The organism is Salinimonas profundi, from assembly GCF_014750655.1.
In the GTDB taxonomy this organism is placed as follows: domain Bacteria; phylum Pseudomonadota; class Gammaproteobacteria; order Enterobacterales; family Alteromonadaceae; genus Alteromonas; species Alteromonas profundi_A.
In genome coordinates this window covers 395320-414115 of the sequence record NZ_JABBXD010000001.1, presented here as the reverse complement: position 1 = coordinate 414115, position 18796 = coordinate 395320, and the positions used below count along the sequence as shown (strand labels likewise).

Annotated in this window: 21 protein-coding genes; 17 read left to right on the top strand and 4 right to left on the bottom strand. The window is 46.7% G+C overall.

Going from position 1 to position 18796, the window contains the following annotated elements; all coding sequences use genetic code 11:
- The first annotated feature begins 325 nt into the window (after positions 1–325).
- The 5 genes from HHX48_RS01810 (at position 326) to HHX48_RS01790 (ending at position 4699) form a co-directional block, all read left to right on the top strand.
- Positions 326–1381, top strand: coding sequence for a tyrosine-type recombinase/integrase (locus HHX48_RS01810; RefSeq protein WP_191021922.1), 1056 nt, complete (start codon positions 326–328; stop codon positions 1379–1381).
- Between the two features lie 58 nt (positions 1382–1439).
- Entirely contained in the window at positions 1440–1970 is a 531-nt protein-coding gene (locus HHX48_RS01805; RefSeq protein WP_191021921.1) for a DUF421 domain-containing protein, read from the top strand.
- 88 nt (positions 1971–2058) lie between these two features.
- On the top strand, positions 2059–2865 hold the full coding sequence (locus HHX48_RS01800; RefSeq protein ID WP_191021920.1) for an EAL domain-containing protein: 807 nt from the start codon (positions 2059–2061) through the stop codon (positions 2863–2865).
- Positions 2866–2942: 77 nt separating this feature from the next.
- A complete protein-coding gene (locus tag HHX48_RS01795) occupies positions 2943–4190 on the top strand; it encodes a DUF945 family protein (protein WP_191021919.1) in 1248 nt (415 codons plus the stop codon).
- A 152-nt stretch (positions 4191–4342) separates the two neighbouring features.
- Complete coding sequence (locus tag HHX48_RS01790) at positions 4343–4699, top strand: hypothetical protein (protein ID WP_191021918.1); 357 nt, start codon at positions 4343–4345, stop codon at positions 4697–4699.
- 19 nt (positions 4700–4718) lie between these two features.
- On the opposite strand, the gene HHX48_RS01785 is transcribed toward HHX48_RS01790, so the two are convergent.
- The 3 genes from HHX48_RS01785 to HHX48_RS01775 form a co-directional block, all read right to left on the bottom strand.
- Positions 4719–5078: a diacylglycerol kinase gene (locus HHX48_RS01785; protein ID WP_191021917.1), complete on the bottom strand. Its 360-nt coding sequence runs from the start codon at positions 5076–5078 to the stop codon at positions 4719–4721.
- Between the two features lie 82 nt (positions 5079–5160).
- The gene (locus tag HHX48_RS01780) at positions 5161–5586 is read right to left on the bottom strand and encodes a universal stress protein (RefSeq protein WP_191021916.1); all 426 of its coding nucleotides are present in this window, start codon (positions 5584–5586) and stop codon (positions 5161–5163) included.
- Positions 5587–5610: 24 nt separating this feature from the next.
- Positions 5611–7248 (bottom strand): FMN-binding glutamate synthase family protein, encoded by a 1638-nt coding sequence (locus HHX48_RS01775; RefSeq protein WP_191021915.1) that lies wholly within the window; start codon positions 7246–7248, stop codon positions 5611–5613.
- A 255-nt stretch (positions 7249–7503) separates the two neighbouring features.
- On the opposite strand from HHX48_RS01775, the gene HHX48_RS01770 reads away from it, so the two are divergent.
- The 4 genes from HHX48_RS01770 (at position 7504) to bfr (HHX48_RS01755) (ending at position 11150) form a co-directional block, all read left to right on the top strand.
- Positions 7504–8451, top strand: coding sequence for an alpha/beta fold hydrolase (locus HHX48_RS01770; protein WP_191021914.1), 948 nt, complete (start codon positions 7504–7506; stop codon positions 8449–8451).
- A 45-nt stretch (positions 8452–8496) separates the two neighbouring features.
- Positions 8497–10089, top strand: coding sequence for a cation:proton antiporter family protein (locus HHX48_RS01765; RefSeq protein WP_191021913.1), 1593 nt, complete (start codon positions 8497–8499; stop codon positions 10087–10089).
- Between the two features lie 117 nt (positions 10090–10206).
- Entirely contained in the window at positions 10207–10686 is a 480-nt protein-coding gene (gene bfr / locus HHX48_RS01760; RefSeq protein WP_191021912.1) for a bacterioferritin, read from the top strand.
- Positions 10683–11150 carry a bacterioferritin gene (bfr, locus tag HHX48_RS01755; RefSeq protein ID WP_191021911.1) on the top strand — a complete coding sequence of 156 codons (468 nt, stop codon included), beginning with the start codon at positions 10683–10685 and terminating at the stop codon, positions 11148–11150. The genes bfr (HHX48_RS01760) and bfr (HHX48_RS01755) overlap by 4 nt, the downstream gene beginning before the upstream one ends.
- Before the next feature lie 13 nt (positions 11151–11163).
- On the opposite strand, the gene HHX48_RS01750 is transcribed toward bfr (HHX48_RS01755), so the two are convergent.
- Positions 11164–11592, bottom strand: coding sequence for a hypothetical protein (locus HHX48_RS01750; RefSeq protein WP_191021910.1), 429 nt, complete (start codon positions 11590–11592; stop codon positions 11164–11166).
- A 187-nt stretch (positions 11593–11779) separates the two neighbouring features.
- On the opposite strand from HHX48_RS01750, the gene ccoN reads away from it, so the two are divergent.
- The 8 genes from ccoN (at position 11780) to HHX48_RS01710 (ending at position 18789) form a co-directional block, all read left to right on the top strand.
- A complete protein-coding gene (gene ccoN, locus HHX48_RS01745; protein WP_191021909.1) occupies positions 11780–13213 on the top strand; it encodes a cytochrome-c oxidase, cbb3-type subunit I in 1434 nt (477 codons plus the stop codon).
- A gap of 14 nt (positions 13214–13227) precedes the next feature.
- Positions 13228–13836, top strand: a complete 609-nt coding sequence (gene ccoO / locus HHX48_RS01740) for a cytochrome-c oxidase, cbb3-type subunit II (RefSeq protein WP_191021908.1) — start codon at positions 13228–13230, stop codon at positions 13834–13836.
- Between the two features lies 1 nt (position 13837).
- Positions 13838–14011: a cbb3-type cytochrome oxidase subunit 3 gene (locus tag HHX48_RS01735; protein ID WP_139756190.1), complete on the top strand. Its 174-nt coding sequence runs from the start codon at positions 13838–13840 to the stop codon at positions 14009–14011.
- A gap of 4 nt (positions 14012–14015) precedes the next feature.
- Complete coding sequence (gene ccoP, locus HHX48_RS01730) at positions 14016–14975, top strand: cytochrome-c oxidase, cbb3-type subunit III (RefSeq protein ID WP_191021907.1); 960 nt, start codon at positions 14016–14018, stop codon at positions 14973–14975.
- A 94-nt stretch (positions 14976–15069) separates the two neighbouring features.
- On the top strand, positions 15070–15549 hold the full coding sequence (locus tag HHX48_RS01725) for a FixH family protein (protein WP_191021906.1): 480 nt from the start codon (positions 15070–15072) through the stop codon (positions 15547–15549).
- Positions 15549–17924: a heavy metal translocating P-type ATPase gene (locus HHX48_RS01720; RefSeq protein WP_191021905.1), complete on the top strand. Its 2376-nt coding sequence runs from the start codon at positions 15549–15551 to the stop codon at positions 17922–17924. The genes HHX48_RS01725 and HHX48_RS01720 overlap by 1 nt, the downstream gene beginning before the upstream one ends.
- A 6-nt stretch (positions 17925–17930) precedes the next feature.
- A complete protein-coding gene (ccoS, locus tag HHX48_RS01715; RefSeq protein WP_191021904.1) occupies positions 17931–18122 on the top strand; it encodes a cbb3-type cytochrome oxidase assembly protein CcoS in 192 nt (63 codons plus the stop codon).
- A complete protein-coding gene (locus HHX48_RS01710) occupies positions 18115–18789 on the top strand; it encodes a sulfite exporter TauE/SafE family protein (protein ID WP_191021903.1) in 675 nt (224 codons plus the stop codon). Before ccoS ends, HHX48_RS01710 begins: the two co-directional genes overlap by 8 nt.
- Positions 18790–18796 lie beyond the last annotated feature (7 nt).

The following is an 18796-nucleotide window of genomic DNA, read 5'->3' as shown; positions in this document are numbered from 1 at the left end:
GTCAGCGGTTATCGATAACATTTCACCCAAATCGTCGCGTTAATAATACATTTGTTTTTAACACCGCAATAGCATTCAAAAAATAGCCCGGACAGCATATTTACTGGTGACATGCATGTTGCTAATAAATATGAATATTGCTGAAAATCATATACTTATAAAAATTTCACAGGCCTGATTAATACAGGAAACACTAAATACTGTATGGGTGTACATATCTATGAGATTAATTTATTATGTGCGGATCTTGGCTGATCTATCACGCATGATAATTCCAGTTATCATGCGTGATAAAGAAATTAATAACCTAAAAACAATGACTTAAATGAAATTACCTGTATCGGCAACCACCGCGTTTACGCATAAATATCGAGATGCTGTAAATCAGTATTTTGAGGAAATATTTTCGCGATTACCCAGAAACACACAACGTGCTTACATGAGTGATTTCAATGAGTTTGTTATTTTCTGTGAACAGGCTTCTCTACCCGGATTCAATACGTCTTTTGAAAATAACGAGCAATGTATCAAGCAGTATGTAGAAATACTGTGTGAGTCGCCGCTGGCTTATCGCACTATCAAGCGCAGGCTGAGTGCATTGAGTAAATTTCTGCGCATAGCAAAGTTACCCAATCCGATTATCCAGTCTGTTTATCTGAAAGACTTTATAAAGCTGGCTTTAAAGGAAAACGAAAAATTTCAATTCAGTCGTCATCAGGCTGTTCCCCTTACCATCGATTTGCTCGAACAGATTAATGATACGATTATTCCTGATACATTGTTGGAAATGCGTGATCTGGCCATGATTAACCTTATGTTTGATGCGCTGCTGCGTGCAGATGAAGTCGTACGTGTTTGTATCCAGGACATTGATAAACGTAACAGCGCCCTGCTCGTCCTCACTTCCAAAAATGATCAAAGCGGAAAAGGCCAGTACCGCTATATCTCCCCCAGCACCATCACAATGATTGACGAGTACATTTCTATGGCTAATGTTGATCCCGTTAGCGGCAACGAACGAGATAGCAGCGACCCGAGACGTTTAAATAAAGGTATTTTGTTTCGGCGCCTCTCTAATAAGGGGCATGCATTATTACCCTATGATGAACGTCTTTCTGGTAATCAGGCTGTACGACTTGAATATTCCAGTATTTATCGGATATGGAAGCGCATTGCCGTTCTTGCTGATATTAATGAAAATATCACACCTCATAGTGGGCGAGTTGGCGCTGCGGTTTCTCTGGCGGAAAACGGCGCAACATTACCCGAGATGCAGCTGGCCGGCGGCTGGCGCTCTGCACAAATGCCCGGACACTATGGCCAGCAGGCTGCAGTCAGTAAAGGCGGAATGGCCAAGCTTTTAAAACGAAAAGAACGGTAATCCACACATTTTTGTAGAACGTAACCTTCTGAACATTAAAAGCATCTTTAGGTTATCTATGATTTTCTTTCAAAGCTGGGACGAATTATCTCGAGTCGCTATGACCGCGGTGCTCACGTATATACTGTGCGTGGCACTTATTTCATTTTTTGGCAAGCGTGCCAGCGCTAAGATGAACAATTTTGACTGGATAGTAACTGTTGCCATGGGCTCTATTCTGGGTTCATCCGTGCTCTTAAAGAAAGTGGTGTTGGCAGAGGTGTTGCTGGGCCTTTTTATCCTGCTCGGCCTACAGTTTCTGTTTAATAAGCTTTCCGCCTATTTTGAAGTTTCCCGACGTGTAATGAAAAAATCACCCGCCCTGCTCTATTTTAATGGAGAGTATATCGATAAGGCACTTCAACACGAACGGGTGACCCGCGACGAGGTGAGAACAAGCATTCGGAGTCGCGGGCTTATTGACGAAAAAGATGTCAGTGCTGTCATCCTTGAGCCTAATGGTGAATTGAGTGTGATTCCGGCATCATTTCATCGGTGTGATGACCGGAACGATGAAGTAATAAAAAATGTGCTGAAACGCGACGGATAAACCGCAAGCAACTCATCGAATCCACTTGCAATAAAAGCATTTTTGTACACAATTAATTTTACCTATTAAGTAGTTAGGCATGTTTTAAGTGAAGTTCGATAACGTTTCCGCAAAGTCGCTGCCCATTTATGTCATTGAAGAAAATGCCCGTACGCTCTCATGTGAGGGTTGCCGGAGCGGTAAGGCACTGGATTTCGATTTTACCATGGCATTTCAGCCGCTGGTTGACTTAGATACCAGCGAAGTATTTAGTTATGAAGCACTCGTGCGCGGTAATAATAATGAGTCCGCTGGCTCTGTTATAAGTCAGGTCAATGCCACGAATATTTACAAATTCGATCAGACATGTCGTGTGAAAGCTATCGCTTTAGCCGCGGAAAAGGGATTGACCGCCGGATTAAATATCAACTTTTTACCCGGCGCGGTTTATCGGCCGGATATCTGCATACGTACCACGCTTGTCGCTGCAGAGAATTATGGTTTTCCAGTTAAAAATATTACTTTTGAACTTGTGGAAACTGACCATGTAAGTGATCTCAATCACCTTAGAAATGTCGTTAACCATTATCAGGATATCGGATTTTCTACAGCCATTGACGACTTTGGCTCTGGCTACGCCAATCTTGACTGGCTGGCTGAATTGTCACCGGATAAAATTAAAATTGATATGGCGCTTATCCGGGGTATTAATTACCTTCCAAAAAAACAACTTATCGTTTCTACCATTAAAACCATGGCTGAACAGATGGATATTGTTGTAATGGCGGAAGGTGTTGAAACAAAAGAAGAAAGAGATTATCTGTACGAGTTAGGCGTAACCCGCCAGCAAGGTTATTTTTTCGGAAAACCCGCATTTGAGTCGTTTGAGCCTGTCAATCCTGATTGCCTTCGGTAAACTGGTTGCCTTCACCAATAGTTATTGAGCAATTTCATTTTAGATAACTGAAGTCAGTCAAAAAGGAGCATGGCTACATGGGAAAAAAATTAGTATTGATTGTGGGTGGTCTGGCCGTGCTGGCGGTAGGCGGGCAAATATTGACAAAATCTCGCTATTCAGCAGTCATGGAAAGTCAGTTTGATGCGTTAAAAAGCGCTTACCAGCTGCAGGGTATTGAGCTATCCAGAGAGATTTCTGAAGAAAATTTTGTGGGTGCAAAGGACATTGTCACTATAACACTCACACAGGACTACCTGGCTCAATACGGTTTAACTGATTCGTCGTCACTTAGCGTTCAAATTGACAATGACTGTCGGTTTTTTCCTTTTTATGTGATGTGTGATTCTGACCTGAGCTCACCATCGGACGACCTACCCAGCCTGGGTGAATTTTCGCCAGTCATGGATTATTCCGTGAATATTCTGTTCGATTCTATAAGCGGTAACCTGTCTCTGGACGAAGCCGTGATTGAAGAAAACGACGGTACGTTAACCGTCCATCCACTCACCCTGTCGTACGATACGGATCTGGCATTTGATGAAGTGAATGCGTCGCTGAACTGGCAAGGCACCACGCTTAAAGGATCATCCAGCGGAACCGATATCACATTGGGGACGGTTGATGCCACCGCTGAATCATCCCGTGTTTTTGGTAATGTTTATGCCAGTGAAGCAACATTTACCATTGCCAACATCGACATTTCCTCTGCCACCTATGGCTCCAGCGTCAAAATCAACAACGCGCGCTTTACTACCGAGTTCGAAGAAGAAACCAGCGAAACGTTTGAGCTTGAATACCGGGTTGCTATTGATGATGTTAATGCAGAGGCCCAGCAAATGATGATTTCAGACTTTGTGTTGGATATCAGCCTGGACAACATCAGCCGCAAAACAATGGCTTACCTGAATGCTGAAGATACAGAAGACAGCACGGAACAAGTGACCCAGATGCTGGCCGAATTTGGCAAATCAAAACATAGTATTGATATTGAAGCGTTTGATTTTAAATTGTCAGATGTACCAGTAAACAGCGCGGGCTCGCTTATGCTGTCCCCCTACGATGAAAGCGATCTGCAAAGCGGTGTATTTTCTGACAAATTAGCAGGTGCAATTGATATCAGTATCGGCAAGGCGGTTACCCAAGCATTTCCCGCTTCAAAGCCAGTCATTCAGCAATACCTGGACCAGGGCTTGCTGAGTGAAGACGATGATCGCTATAAGGTCAACGTCAGCCTGGATAACGGCAATATCCTGGCAAATGGCGTTCCCGTTTATCAGATGTGACGGTAGTGCGTTATCTGCTACTGTAAAAGTGATTCAACAATGCCCGGTTAAAGCCGGGCTTTGTCACTTTTAACGGGTGATTAGTCGTATATGAAAACTGTTTGATGTGTGATTTCGTAAGCAAAGGTATCATCATGCATAAGGAGTTTTTAATGAGTAACCAGATTAGCGAAAAGCATGCAAAAACGCTTATTCAGGTCATCGACCAATCTTCTAATTGGAAGCTGCATCCGGAGAAAAAGCGCGCATTTGCCAGTACCGAAGAAGCTGAAAAATACGTAGAAAGCCACAATGAACCATTATGCATTCGCGTACCTATCGCCGGCGCAGATGATCATCTGACAGTAAAGGTAACCTCAAGCGGTGAAGATATGGTGTTTTCAAATGTTAGCTTTGAAGAACCTATTGAAAAACAGGTTCACTCTTCTCATCTGAAGCTTATTTCCAGTACCGTAACAGAAATGTTGAATGAGCGACTGCCCGAAGGAACAAAAGTCTCTTCATTTTAAAGCAGAAAAACGATGCTGGTCAGGTGAGCAGAATCATGCCCCAGACCAGCATCGCTAAAATCAGGCTGACAAAAACCGCTGCCGAACCGATATCTTTAGCTTTACCAATTAAAACATGGACTTCGGTACTGACTCGATCCGCCAGCGCCTCAACGGCGGAATTAAGCAGCTCTGTAATCAGCACAATAAATAAAGAGAGTATAAGTAATAAGCGTTCAACGACAGAGATGTCTAGCCAGAATGCAATTGGAACAAGCACACAGATGGCAGCGAGTTCCTGGCGTACAGCAGGCTCGCTTAAAAATGCGGCTTTGAGTCCTTTGCAGGAATAGATAGTGGCAAAATAAAGTCTGATAAAGCCGGTATTTTTTGTTTTCATTTTATGGCATTGCCTGACAATTTATAGAAGCTTGCCAACGCAATATGACACCCTTATGAAAATGGTGCAACTACCAGAATTTTCAGCGCATTTTAACCGTAAGTACATCGGCATCAGCTCTGTGCACAATGGCACTGGCGACAGAGCCTAACACTGTGAATACGCCCTTGCCTTCCTGCGCGCCAATGATAATAAGCTCTACATTTCTCTGTTGCGCAACATATTCCAATTCATCTGCCACCTTTCCAACCGCACAGTGAATGGTGACATTGGTAAATCGCAATGACTCGGCAAGCGCTGTCATTCGCTTTTCAGCCTGCGCTTTAATACTTTCAGAATCATCCTGTGCATTGTAGGCACCGTATGAGGTTATTGTCTGTTGAGGCTGGACAACGTTAACAAGATGTATTTCGCTGTCGTCGCTGGCCAGGTGGTCCAGTCTTGTAAATAGTCGCTCACAGGGTGAGAAGATATCCACTGCAACCATGATAACTTTGTATTGAAACATGTGCATTCTCCTAATCCGGTTCAATCAGACTGCTTTGGTTTCCTCCTCAATATCAGCTAAATGACTGGCAGGCATAAAGCTATTCTCACTGGCTTCCATTACGTGAAGTTTAAATGCCTTGGGCAATTCGTCCTCATTTTCAGCTAACAGACTTCCCCGTTTAACCAACGGAAAAATTTCGTCGTAGCGCTTTACGTGCTCTTGATTAACGCGTCTGAAAACATGGGTACGGTTCAGTGCACTGGTTGACTGATGACCTGTGGAAGACAAGATGTCCATCAGTGCGTGCACAGTTTTCTTATGGTATTGAAATACCCTGACTGACTTATCCTGGGGGTCCAGGCCGCTGGCCAACTTGGGATCCTGGGTCGCTACGCCTGTCGGACAACGATTGGTATTACACGATAGTGACTGCACACAGCCTAGTGCCAGCATCATGCCCCGAGCACTGTTACACATATCTGCGCCAAGACTTAAGTTCTGTACCAGATGAAATGCAGTGAACACTTTTCCGGATGCGATAACGCGAATATCTGAACGAAGGTCAAATCCGGTAAGGACATCGTCCACAAAGGCAAGCGCTTCCCGTAACGGGAAACCGACAGAATTCGTATATTCTAACGGCGCAGCACCGGTCCCACCTTCGCCTCCGTCTACTGTTATAAAATCAGGTTTTACGCCGGTTTTCTTCATCGCTTTACATATGGCAATAAATTCACTTTTTCTGCCAAGTGCAAGCTTGAAACCTACCGGTTTACCATTACTAAGCCTGCGCAGTTTCTTAATGAAGTCCATCATCTCCAGGGGCGTATTAAATGCGGTATGCCGTGGCGGAGAATCCACCTGAGTATGGGGCTCAACACCACGAATGCTGGCAATTTCCTCACTGTTTTTATCAGCCGGTAAAATACCGCCATGACCTGGCTTTGCGCCCTGACTAAGTTTTATCTCAATCATTTTGACATTGGCGTGGCTCGCTTTTTCCTCAAACTCCAGCTCGTTAAACGAGCCATCTTTATTTCTGCAACCGAAATAACCTGTACCGATTTGCCAGACGATGTCTCCACCATTGTCCAAATGATACGGTGTCAGCCCACCTTCCCCGGTATTGTGGTAAAAACGCCCTTTTGCGGCGCCTTTATTAAGGGCAATTATTGCGTTCGCACTCAGACTGCCAAAACTCATTGCTGAAATATTTAGCACGCTGGCCAGATAGGGTTGCTGGCAATCAGGCCCGCCCACCCAAATCCGCGGATCTTCATCCATCTCTTTAATTTCCATCGCGGAAAGCGAATGACCAATCCATTCATAGCCGTTTGCGTAGGTATCCATCTGTGTACCAAATGGCATACTGTCGAGCGAGTCTTTTGCACGTTTATAGACAATAGAACGAAACATACGGTGAATAGGACGGCCCTCTGTCTCACTCTCCAGTAAATACTGCTGAATGTAGGGCCGTAAACCTTCAACCGTCCAGCGAATACGACCAAGCAGCGGGAAATTACGTAGAATAGAATGACGACGCTGGAACGCATCTCTTACCGTAAAAATCAGTAATGTAAGCGACAGTAGCAGAAACAGCCAGGCTGGGGGCCAGAGAAAGCCTAATCCGATGTTGATTATCACAACGACAACGGAAGTAATTAGTATGGTATTTCTCATAAGTGCTGCATCAGTTTTCTTTAACAGCTATATGGCTTTTTCGTAGTGTAAGATCATAAACAGACAGCTTCGCAGGCCAGGTGAACAGTCATGACAAATTATTATTTCCCTGTCATCAGCTTTCATCACTTCCGGGCATATGGTAAAAAGACGGTAAACTGGTGTGCAGCGTTTCAGGCCAGATTTTTCTGGCAAATCATATTTTTATACCCAGTTACGCTTTCGTAAACGGATTCATCGGAGTCATCATTTCAAATGTGGATTTTGCTCGCTTTTCTGGCGCTACTTGGCTTTCTTTACTGGTATACTTATCCGCGACTGGGCGAGATCCTGCTGGCTGCTTATGTAAAGCGCGCGATGCAACAGGCGCGACTGGTCCGGCGTAGATATTCGATAAATGGCATCAGCCTGAGTGTTCTTGAGACAGAAGGTAGTCGGAATAAACACAAGCCGCTATTAATGATGGTTCACGGATTTGCCGGCGACAATAACATCTGGCTCTCTCTGGCGAATTTATTCAAAGACGAATATCACATCGTAATTCCAGATCTGCCTGGTCATGGTCAGACCGGTTTTTCCACTGAGTGGAACTATAAAGTCAGCGATCACGGCAAGTTATTAACCGCGTTAATCTGGCGTCTGGGCTATCAGAAAGCGACATTAATCGGTAATTCAATGGGCGGTTATATCACTGCCTGGATGGCAAAACATCAGGCTAGTGCCGTTTCGTCCTCGGTATTGCTGTGTCCTGCAGGCATGCCTGCCCCCAGAAAAAGTCGTTTGGATGCGATGCTTGATAAGGGGCAGAACCCGTTCTTTATCACCCGCCGCCGAGGCTATTACCGCCTGTTGTCTATGGCCATGGCCAGTGGACCCTACATACCTCGTATCGTTAAAGATGTTCTGGCTGATCAGCATATTGCCAAAGTGAGCGAGTATCAGCAGGTTTTTGACGATTTCGTGGCCTCTGGATACATTGACGAAAAAGAGCTGGCAACCACCTCAACCCCTGTACTGATCATCTGGGGCGGAAAAGACGGCTTACTGGATGTATCCTCCCTTGATAACTGGTTAGCGTGTCTTCACTGCGATTGGGAAATTTTTCACGATGTCGGACACATGCCAATGGCTGAAGCCCCTGCTCGCACCTATCAGCGGATCCAGAATTTTATGCATACCAACAAATTGCGTCAGGCTGCCTGATAACGACATCATTTTACCAACCGTGTTGTAGGAATTAGTGTTTTTATGGAATATATCTTTCTTTTGTTTGCCTTTTTATGCGGCCTGACGGTAAAAATGGCAGGCATTCCTCCCATGGTTGGCTATCTTGCGGCAGGCTTTATTCTTAATGCGATGGGTTTCACCGCATCTGTTCAGCTTCAGCAAATCGCTGATCTCGGCATCACGATAATGCTGTTTACTATCGGTTTAAAACTGAACGTAAAAGACCTGAGCCGGCGGGAAGTCTGGGCCGGCAGTGTCTCTCATACAGTAATCTGGGTCATGGTCGTCACCGGTGCGTTATACAGTATCGCTGCGATAATGGGCAATATCACCGGCACTATCGATTTTCAAAGCGCTGCACTTATCGCCTTTGCCCTGAGCTTTTCCAGTACGGTATGTGTTGTCAAAATTCTTGAGGAAGCCGGTGAAGGCAAAACCCGCCATGGCAGGCTGGCTATTGGCGTACTGGTCATGCAGGATGTTTTCGCTGTTGTGTTCATGGTCGCTGCAACAGGAAAATTGCCCTCCGTCTGGGCTCTGGCGTTACTGCTGGTTTTTCCGGCGTTACCCCTTCTTAATAAAGTGCTGAATAAATCGGGGCACGGCGAATTGCTGCCGCTGACGGGTTTTATTCTGGCACTGGGTGCTTATCAGTTGTTCGAACTGGTGAGTATTAAGGGAGATTTAGGCGCGCTGCTCATCGGCATGTTATTAGCCAAACACGCCAAAGCCACTGAACTGTCAAAATCGCTTCTGGCATTCAAAGATTTGTTTTTGATTGGCTTCTTTTTATCTATTGGCCTGACCGCCCTCCCCGATGGGCCCATGCTGACAATGGCGGTGATTGTCTGCCTGATGCTTCCGTTCAAAGCCTTTCTTTTCTTTGCGCTGATGACCACTCTACAGCTTCGCGCCCGGACAAGTTACCTTACAAGTCTGGTGCTAAGTAATTTCAGTGAGTTCGGGCTTATCGTCGGATCGTTAGCCGTATCGTTGGGGTTACTGAGTGATAAATGGCTGGTGGTATTAGCCTTGAGCGTATCGCTCTCTTTTGTCATCACCAGTTTGCTGTACAGAAATTCCCATAGCCGCTATATCCGCATTAAAGATAAGATCACCCGGTTTGAGCGTGACAAACGCTTACCGGAAGATATCTACCCGAGCTTGAATGACGCGCAATTTATCGTCATCGGTATGGGTCGCGTCGGTATGGGCGCATTCCAGTCGCTCAGCAAACTGGTAAACAGCCGAGTGGTCGGCATGGATGCTGATCGGGTCAAAATACGACGTCTCAAAGCGCAAGGGCTCAATGTAATTTGCGGCGATGGTGAAGATATCGACCTATGGGATAACCTGGATATCTCAAATGCGGAGCTTATCTTACTCGCCTTACCCTCCATTGAGGATGCAATAAATATTACTGGTCAACTAAAACACGCTGGTTTTAACGGCAAAGTGGCTGCTATTGCCCGCTACGAAGATGAAGTGAATGCTTTGCTGGAGAACGGCGTAGACAAAGTTTTCAACTTCTTTACTGAAGCCGGATTGGGTTTTGCTGAAGAAAGCCTGGCATATGTTCATGCAAATCAGGATGTTGTCGTTCCAGCCAAATGAAAACAAAGTTAGCGTTGATAATCATTCACATTTGTATGTGTCTGTTTTAAAAGGTTTTTTTGACGTCTAGCCTTTAATGAATTATACTCTACACCACATTTTTTTTAAGGATTCCCCATGCAAGGTGATCGGCAGGTAATCGCCTCACTGAACGACGTTCTGACCAGTGAGCTGACATCCATCAATCAATATTTTCTGCATGCCCGAATGTTCAAAAATTGGGGCATTCACAATCTTAACGAACGTAATTATAAAAAATCCATCAAGGACATGAAGCAGGCAGACGATCTCATCGAGCGTATTTTATTTCTTGAGGGTCTGCCTAATCTTCAGGCGCTGGGAAAACTGTATATCGGTGAAACCCCTGAAGAAATGCTGGCCTGCGATACGAAATTTCAGCTGGAACAAATCCCGCAGTTAAAGACAAGTATTGCACTGTGTGAACAGAAGCAGGATTACGTCAGTCGTGATCTGCTTGAATCCATTTTAGAATATGAAGAAGAGCACCTGGACTGGCTTGAAACCCAGGAGTATCAGATTGGTGCGCTGGGTCTGGAAAATTATCTTCAAACCCAGGTAATCGGAGATGACGAATGAAAGGCAATGCAAAAATAGTTTCTGGACTTAATGAGCTGCTTGCCTACGAACTGGCAGCCATGGATCAATACTTCATTCACTCACAGATGTATCTTGATTGGGGTCTGAACAAACTGTACGAGCGGATTGATCACGAATTTGACGATGAGCGTGGTCATGCTACAAAGCTGATTGAACGCATGCTGTTTTTGGAAGGCACCCCGGATATGCAAACCCGCACCGGGTTCAAAGTGGGTGAAGATGTGCCCGCAATGCTTGAAAGCGATTTGCGCGTTGAGTATGAAGTGGATGCGAAGTTACGTGAAGTGATCGCTCTGTGTGAACAGGAAAGCGACTTTGTTACCCGGGATATGCTTATTGAGTTGCTTGACGATACTGAAATGGACCACGCCCATTGGCTGGAACAACAGCTCAGGCTAATAAAAATGCTGGGGCTGCCCAACTATTTGCAATCTCAAATGTAATCGCAGACAGCATTCATACATCCAGATAAACGGTAAAAGGGTCTTTGTGGCCCTTTATTTTTATCTGCATCCGCCATCGCATAGAAACCTGGCTGCAACTGCCCAGCATGAACCACCCTTCGATGACGTTATCTTCGTTACTTTTAACAAACACAGGCACCTTGCCCATATACATTTCGTCACCTTCGAGCACGATATCCTCCACGTGAAAAGGCGCTGGTGTTATTAGCGTAAAATTAATTTGCTCTTCAGGTGCAGGCTGCATATCAAGTTCAATATTCAGGCTACCACCCGCTGTATCGATACCACATGAAGTAGTATCTACAACACAACTGCTTACCGGCGCCTTTGAGGAAAGCATCCACATTGCGATGACGGATAATGCTGCAGCGGCAATAAAAACGCTGATGATGACTCGGGAAGAACGGCTTAATTTATTCATGAATTTTGTGTAACTACTACTTTACTATCATTTTAGTATGCTGATTTATTGACCTGAATCAAACTGATGATTCTTGTGCTATCTTTTTGTATATAAAAACATTATCATCGCGTACCAATTGACCAATTTGGGCGCTTTTTGCACGATTGACTGTGCCTGTGTTCATTGATGTGGAAGATTCAATAAAATGAGTGACATAAGCCAAGCACAACCGACATACAATTATAAGGTTGTACGTCAGTTTACCGTTATGACGATCGTTTGGGGAATCATAGGGATGGGTTTGGGGGTGTTTATTGCTGCCCAGTTATTCGCTCCTGCGCTTAATTTCGACCTTCCCTGGCTGACATTTTCCCGGTTACGCCCACTGCATACTAACGCGGTTATTTTCGCTTTTGGCGGAAGTGCGTTGTTTGCCACCTCTTATTATGTGGTTCAACGAACGTCTCAGGTCAGACTGTTCAGCGACAAACTGGCTGCGTTTACCTTTTGGGGCTGGCAGGCTGTCATTGTTGCCGCGATTATCACGCTGCCACTGGGCATGACCTCATCCAAAGAGTATGCAGAACTGGAATGGCCTATTGATATTCTTATCGCGCTGGTCTGGATTGCCTACTGCATTAACTTTTTCGGCACGATTGTCATCCGTAAAGTTTCTCACATTTACGTGGCTAACTGGTTTTATGGCGCTTTTATATTAACCGTTATGATTCTGCATATCGGCAACAGTATGGCCATTCCGGTCTCGTTCACTAAATCCTATTCATTATACGCCGGTGCCGTAGATGCCATGATGCAGTGGTGGTACGGACATAACGCAGTTGGCTTTTTCCTGACGGCTGGCTTTCTGGGCATGATGTATTATTTTGTACCCAAGCAGGCAGGTCGCCCGGTTTACTCCTATCGTTTATCCATTGTTCACTTCTGGGCACTGATTTCTTTGTATATCTGGGCCGGTCCTCACCACTTGCATTACACTGCCCTGCCTGATTGGACACAATCGCTGGGCATGGTGATGTCAATCATCTTATTTGTCCCCTCATGGGGCGGCATGATCAACGGTATTATGACGCTTTCGGGTGCATGGCATAAGTTACGCACCGACCCGGTGCTGCGCTTTCTGGTCGTCTCGTTGACCTTCTATGGTATGTCCACGTTTGAAGGACCAATGATGGCGATTAAGACGGTTAATGCCCTGTCCCACTACACTGACTGGACAATCGGCCACGTTCACTCCGGTGCACTTGGTTGGGTCGCGATGATTTCTATCGGCTCGGTGTATCACCTTATTCCGCATCTGTTCGGACAGCGCGCCATGTACAGCACGCGCCTGGTGAATGTGCATTTCTGGCTGGCAACCATCGGCGTAGTGCTATATATCGTAGCAATGTGGTTCTCGGGTGTACTGCAGGGCCTGATGTGGCGTGCAGTAAACGCCGATGGCACGTTGACGTACAGCTTTGTGGAATCACTGGAAGCGTCTAAACCCTACTACGTGGTTCGCTTTATCGGTGGATGTTTTGTGGTCGCTGGTATGCTGGTGATGGCGTACAACGCGTATCGCACCATTAAAGCGCCTAAGGGCAGTATTGCCGCTGATCCTGCCACACAGCCGGCATAACAAGGAGTCGTCACGTGAAAAGAAATGTCCACGAGATTATTGAGAAGAATGTTGGCTTACTGACCGTGCTGATTCTGGTTGCTATCAGCTTTGGTGCGATGGTTCAGATTACGCCACTGATGTTTCAGCAACAGACAATGGAACCAGTGGAAGGCCTGCGTCCTTATACGGCGCTGGAGTTAGAAGGCCGTGACATTTATATACGAGAAGGATGTGTTGGCTGCCATTCACAAATGATTCGCCCGTTTCGTGCAGAGACCGAGCGCTATGGTCATTACAGCGTGGCAGGTGAATCCGTTTGGGAGCACCCGTTCCTGTGGGGTTCCAAGCGCACCGGACCTGATTTGGCCAGAGTGGGCGGCCGTTACAGTGACGCATGGCACATTGCCCATCTTCGCAACCCACGTGATGTGGTACCTGAATCAAATATGCCAGGTTTTCCATGGCTATTGGAAAATACACTTACCGGCGACGAAACAGCAGAAAAAATGGAAATATTCCGTGGCTTTGGCGTGCCGTATACAGACGAAGATATTGCAGGCGCGCAGGCAGCCGTTCGGGGTAAAACCGAGATGGACGCTCTGGTCGCTTATTTACAGTCCCTTGGCACACATCTGAAATAATATGGATCAGGGATTAATAGGCACGATTTTTACAATTGTTGTTTTTGTTTGTTTCGCCGGCGTAGTCTGGTGGGCATTTAGCGGCCGCAATAAAAAGAAATTTGACGATGCAGCCAACCTGCCCTTTGCAGATGAAGACAAAGAGCGCATAAAAAAAGATAAGCGGGAGTCTTGAGCTCATGAGCATGTTTTGGACAATCTGGATTTCAGTCATAACTTTGGGCAGCATAATAGGTTGCTTCTTCTTGCTACGCTGGTGCCTGAAGAATTTTGCCGGTGTAGAAGAAGGCAAAAGCATGGGTCATCAGTTTGATGGCATCGAAGAGGTCAATAATCCCCTGCCAAAGTGGTGGACCATTCTTTTTTATGTAACCATCGTTTTTGGTCTGGTATACCTGGCGCTCTATCCGGGACTGGGCAGTTACAAAGGTTTGTGGGACTGGAAAAGCTCAAATCAGAATATCCAGTCAATGGAAGAGTCCAGACAGGCTCGTCAGGATGCCATGGAAAGTGGCGATTATGTGCAGTATGACGTTGAGCTGGCAAAAGCTGCAGAACGCTTTGATCCTATTTTCGAAGCCTTCGCAAAAGTGCCCGTAGAAGAGCTCGCCTTTGATGAAGATGCGGTAAAAATTGGCCGACGCTTATTTCTACAAAACTGTTCTCAATGCCACGGCTCGGATGCTCGTGGCCAGAATGGCGGGTTCCCTAATCTGACCGATGACGACTGGCTGTATGGCGGTAGCGGCGCGAAAATAAAGGAAACGCTGATTAACGGCCGACAGGCTGCCATGCCTGCCTGGCTTGATGCCATGGGTGAACAAGGCATTGAAGAAGTTGTTGCCTATGTGCTGAGCTTAAGCGGCCGTAAGGTGGATCAGCAACTCGCGGATAAGGGCGAAGCCCGTTTTGCCGTGTGTGCTGCTTGTCACGGTCCGGATGGTAAAGGCAACCAGGCGCTTGGCGCGCCTAACCTGACCGACAATATCTGGCTGTATGGCGGCAGTAAACGCGCTGTTACCGAAACCCTGACCTATGGCAGAAACGGCGTTATGCCATCCTTTAAACAAACGCTGGGTGAGGATAAAATCCACGTTGTTGCTGCATACGTTTACAGCTTATCTCATCAACCTGAATAGCGTGCATGCCCTGTCCTGGCGACAGGGCTGCGTTTTACTCCACTCGTACTTTTCTCAATTTTCGCCTTTTTATACGTTGTCATAGAGTATTCATATGGAAGAGCCCTGGTATAAGCAATTCTGGCCCTGGTTTTTAATTGCCGTGCCGGTGATCACGATGGTGATGGGCGGTGTATTGTTGAAGTTGGCGGTATCAACACAGGACAGTCTGGTGGTTGATGATTATTACAAAGAAGGTAAAGCAATCAATGCGAGCCTGGCCCGCGAACATGAAGCAAAGCGCCGTAATATCACCGCCGATGTAACGATTACAGAGGGCGCCGTCGCGCTGGAGTTTCATTCCGGTATTCCTCAGGAAGGTACTGCCATCAGGCTGTCGTTTTATCACACAACTCAGCAGACGAAAGATTTCGCAATACTGCTAAGCCGGGATGCAAATGGATTATACCGTGGTTATAGTGACGCTATGGTCGCCGGGAAGTGGCGCATGACACTGGAGCCCGTTGATGAATCATGGAAAATCCAAAAGCAGATATGGTTACCGGCGCAAGATACGATTTATCTTAAACCCTGATGCAATATCCTTGTGAGCAGTGCTATCACTGTGGCCAGCCTAATCAGCTGAACAACCCTTTTACAGCCGACGTGTTGGGACAAAGTCGCAACTTTTGTTGTCCGGGGTGCCAGGCTGTGGCGCAGGCTATCGTTGATAACGGTCTGGAAGATTATTACCAGTTCAGAACCGAAAATGCAGAGCAGGCATCGTTGCCAGATGCGGCGGTATTATCGCGTCTGCGTATGTATGATGATCCACAACTGCAGGACGATTTTGTCGTTCATAACGAAACAACCCATGAAATTCAGCTTACCATAGAGGGGATCACCTGCGCGGCGTGTGGCTGGCTCATCGAAAAACAGCTTTCCCGGCTGGAAGGAATATGTCAGGTTTCGGTGAATATCGCACAGCGTCGTGCCTGGATAAAGTGGGACAATCAGCAAGTCTCACTCAGTGCTATCATCCAGCGGTTGCGAAAAATTGGCTATACCGGCTTTCCGTTTCAGGCTGATAAGCATGAGGCATCTTATGCTGCTGAGCAAAAACGGTTTATAAAAAAGCTGGGGCTGGCCGGGCTGATGACAATGCAGGTAATGATGCTGATGGCGGCCATGTACTTCGACCTGCTGGATAACATGTCATCACAGATGCAACAGTATTTTTACTGGGTTGCACTGGTACTGACAACGCCCGTTGTATTCTATTCTGGCTCGACATTCTATTTAGGTGCGATAAATGCACTTCAGGCCCGTACGGTAAACATGGATGTACCGGTGACACTGGCAATCGGTGTTACCTACTTCGCAGGCGTATATACGACCGTTACCGCAGGTAATGAAGTGTATTTCGAGTCTATCTGTATGTTTATCTTCCTGCTGCTGCTCAGCCGCTATGCAGAACACCGCAGTCGACACAAAGCAATGCAAATTTCGGCGAATATGCTGCAGTACATTCCCATGACCGCAACCGTTGTAGACGGCGATACGCTCACCAGTTGTCTTGCCAAACGTCTTCAGGCTGGTCAGACCGTTATGGTTAAAGCTGGTGAAGTCATCCCTGTTGATGGAACCATTGTTAAAGGCCAGGCTACGATAGATGAATCGATGCTGACCGGTGAATTTACCCCCGTTCTCAAGCGCCCGGGCGATCAGGTGTTTGGTGGTACCGTCACTCAGCAACAGACAATTTATGTCTGCGTAACAAATCCGCTGAAATATTCCCTGGTCAATCAAATTCTACGAATGCAAAGCGAAGCGATGGCCGCCCGCCCCCGCCTTGCGCTTGCAGCAGATAAGCTGTCACAGTACTTTGTCCTTGCCGTGTTGACGGTTGCTGCCCTGACGTACTGGTACTGGTTTCACCAACAACCTCAGGACGCGCTATGGATTATGGTAGCCGTGCTTGTAGCCACCTGCCCCTGTGCGCTGGGACTAGCCACCCCGACCGCACTAACCTGCGCCGTTGCCAGTCTGAATAAACAGGGTATCCTGGTAAAACGGGCCGATGTACTGGAGGCTGTGGCAGACTGCGATGTACTGGCACTGGATAAGACCGGCACACTGACAGACGGTAAATTTTCCATCATTAATCGCTGGCACGCAGAAAATTGGACCGGCCATGATATTGATCACATCATGGCTACACTGGAGGCTCGCTCTGAGCATCCTATCGCCAGTCTGTTTAGTGCTGATCATCTGTTAGCGCTGGAAGAGTTTGAAATTATACCGGGTCAGGGCATTCGTGGCACCATTGATGCGAATCAGTACAAAGTCGGCTCATCGTCTTTTTTTGATAATGAGGTACCGCTGGTCGGGTTTTCTGCCAACGTCTTTTTAGCCTGTAACAGCACGATCATTGCGGCCTGGCAAATCAGCGATGCGATCAAGCCCGGTGTCAAAGACACGCTTAGGCATTTTAATGCTTTGAGAAAAGTAATTTTAAGTGGCGATACACGAGCGAACGTCGAACGCGTCGCCGCAGAGCTGGAAATTGATGAATGCTATTTTGCTCTGACCCCGGCACAAAAGCGACAAAAGGTCGGCGAGATACAATCCTCCGGCTCGCGTATAATGATGTTGGGCGACGGCATAAATGACGCGCCGGTACTGGCGCAATCTGATATCTCTGTTGCTGTGGGAAATGCTACTGATATTGCAAAAACCTCGGCGGATATCATTTTACTCTCACCAAGGCTCGATGCGCTGCATACGGTTTTCTACCTGGCCAAAAGAACGAAATCAGTAATCCGCCAGAATATGGCGTGGGCTCTGGGATACAATCTGTTAGTGCTGCCTCTTGCGATCAGTGGTTTACTGGCACCCTGGATGGCTGTGATAGGCATGTCAATTAGTAGTATGATTGTTGTATTCAATTCCACTCGATTACTCAGGTGACCGGTTATGTCCATTATTTATGTACTTATCCCCCTGGCCATACTCATTGTCGCGATCGCTATAGGAATATTCTTCTGGGCAGTGCGCAGTAATCAATTTGAAGATCTCGATCGGCAGGGTTACAGCATTTTATTTGATGATGATTTACCACCAGAAGAAAAAAAGCTGGCCGATGAGCGAAAGAAAATGAATGACTGAATTCTCCGGGTTCTCAGCATTTCTCATTGGCCTGGCCGGCGGATTACATTGTTTCGGCATGTGCGGCGGTATCGCATCAGCATTGCGCCTGGCTTCGCCCTCTCATGAAAGCCACTGGCCTTATACTGTCAGCTACAATGTTGGCCGAATAAGCAGTTACACAGTCGCTGGCGCCATCGCCGGTGGCCTTGGCCAGATGTCGTCGTCTTTTATACCTGTCGCGGGCCCAATACTGGCAACGCTAAGCGGTATCATGCTGCTGGCAATGGCGGCGTACCTGGGGCGCTGGTGGATGGGCCTGACCCGTCTTGAACGCATCGGGCAACACGTCTGGAAAAGAGTACAACCGCTTTCCCGCAAACTGGTTCCATTCTCCTCCCCCTTAGCGGCATTACCTTATGGTATTATATGGGGCTGGCTACCTTGTGGGCTGGTTTATTCAGTATTAACATGGTCTTTGGCCAGTGGCGGCGCGTTCAACGGTGCGCAAATCATGCTGTGTTTCGGTTTGGGTACATTGCCTGCACTCATTGCAACAAGTGTCGGGGCGCACTGGCTGGTCAACGCCCTGCAAAAGCCAATAATCAGACAAATCATCTCTGCTCTGTTGGCTGCATTTGCTACACTATTGTTATTTAACGCATTTCGTATGTGGTTAACTATTTAGCGCTGAA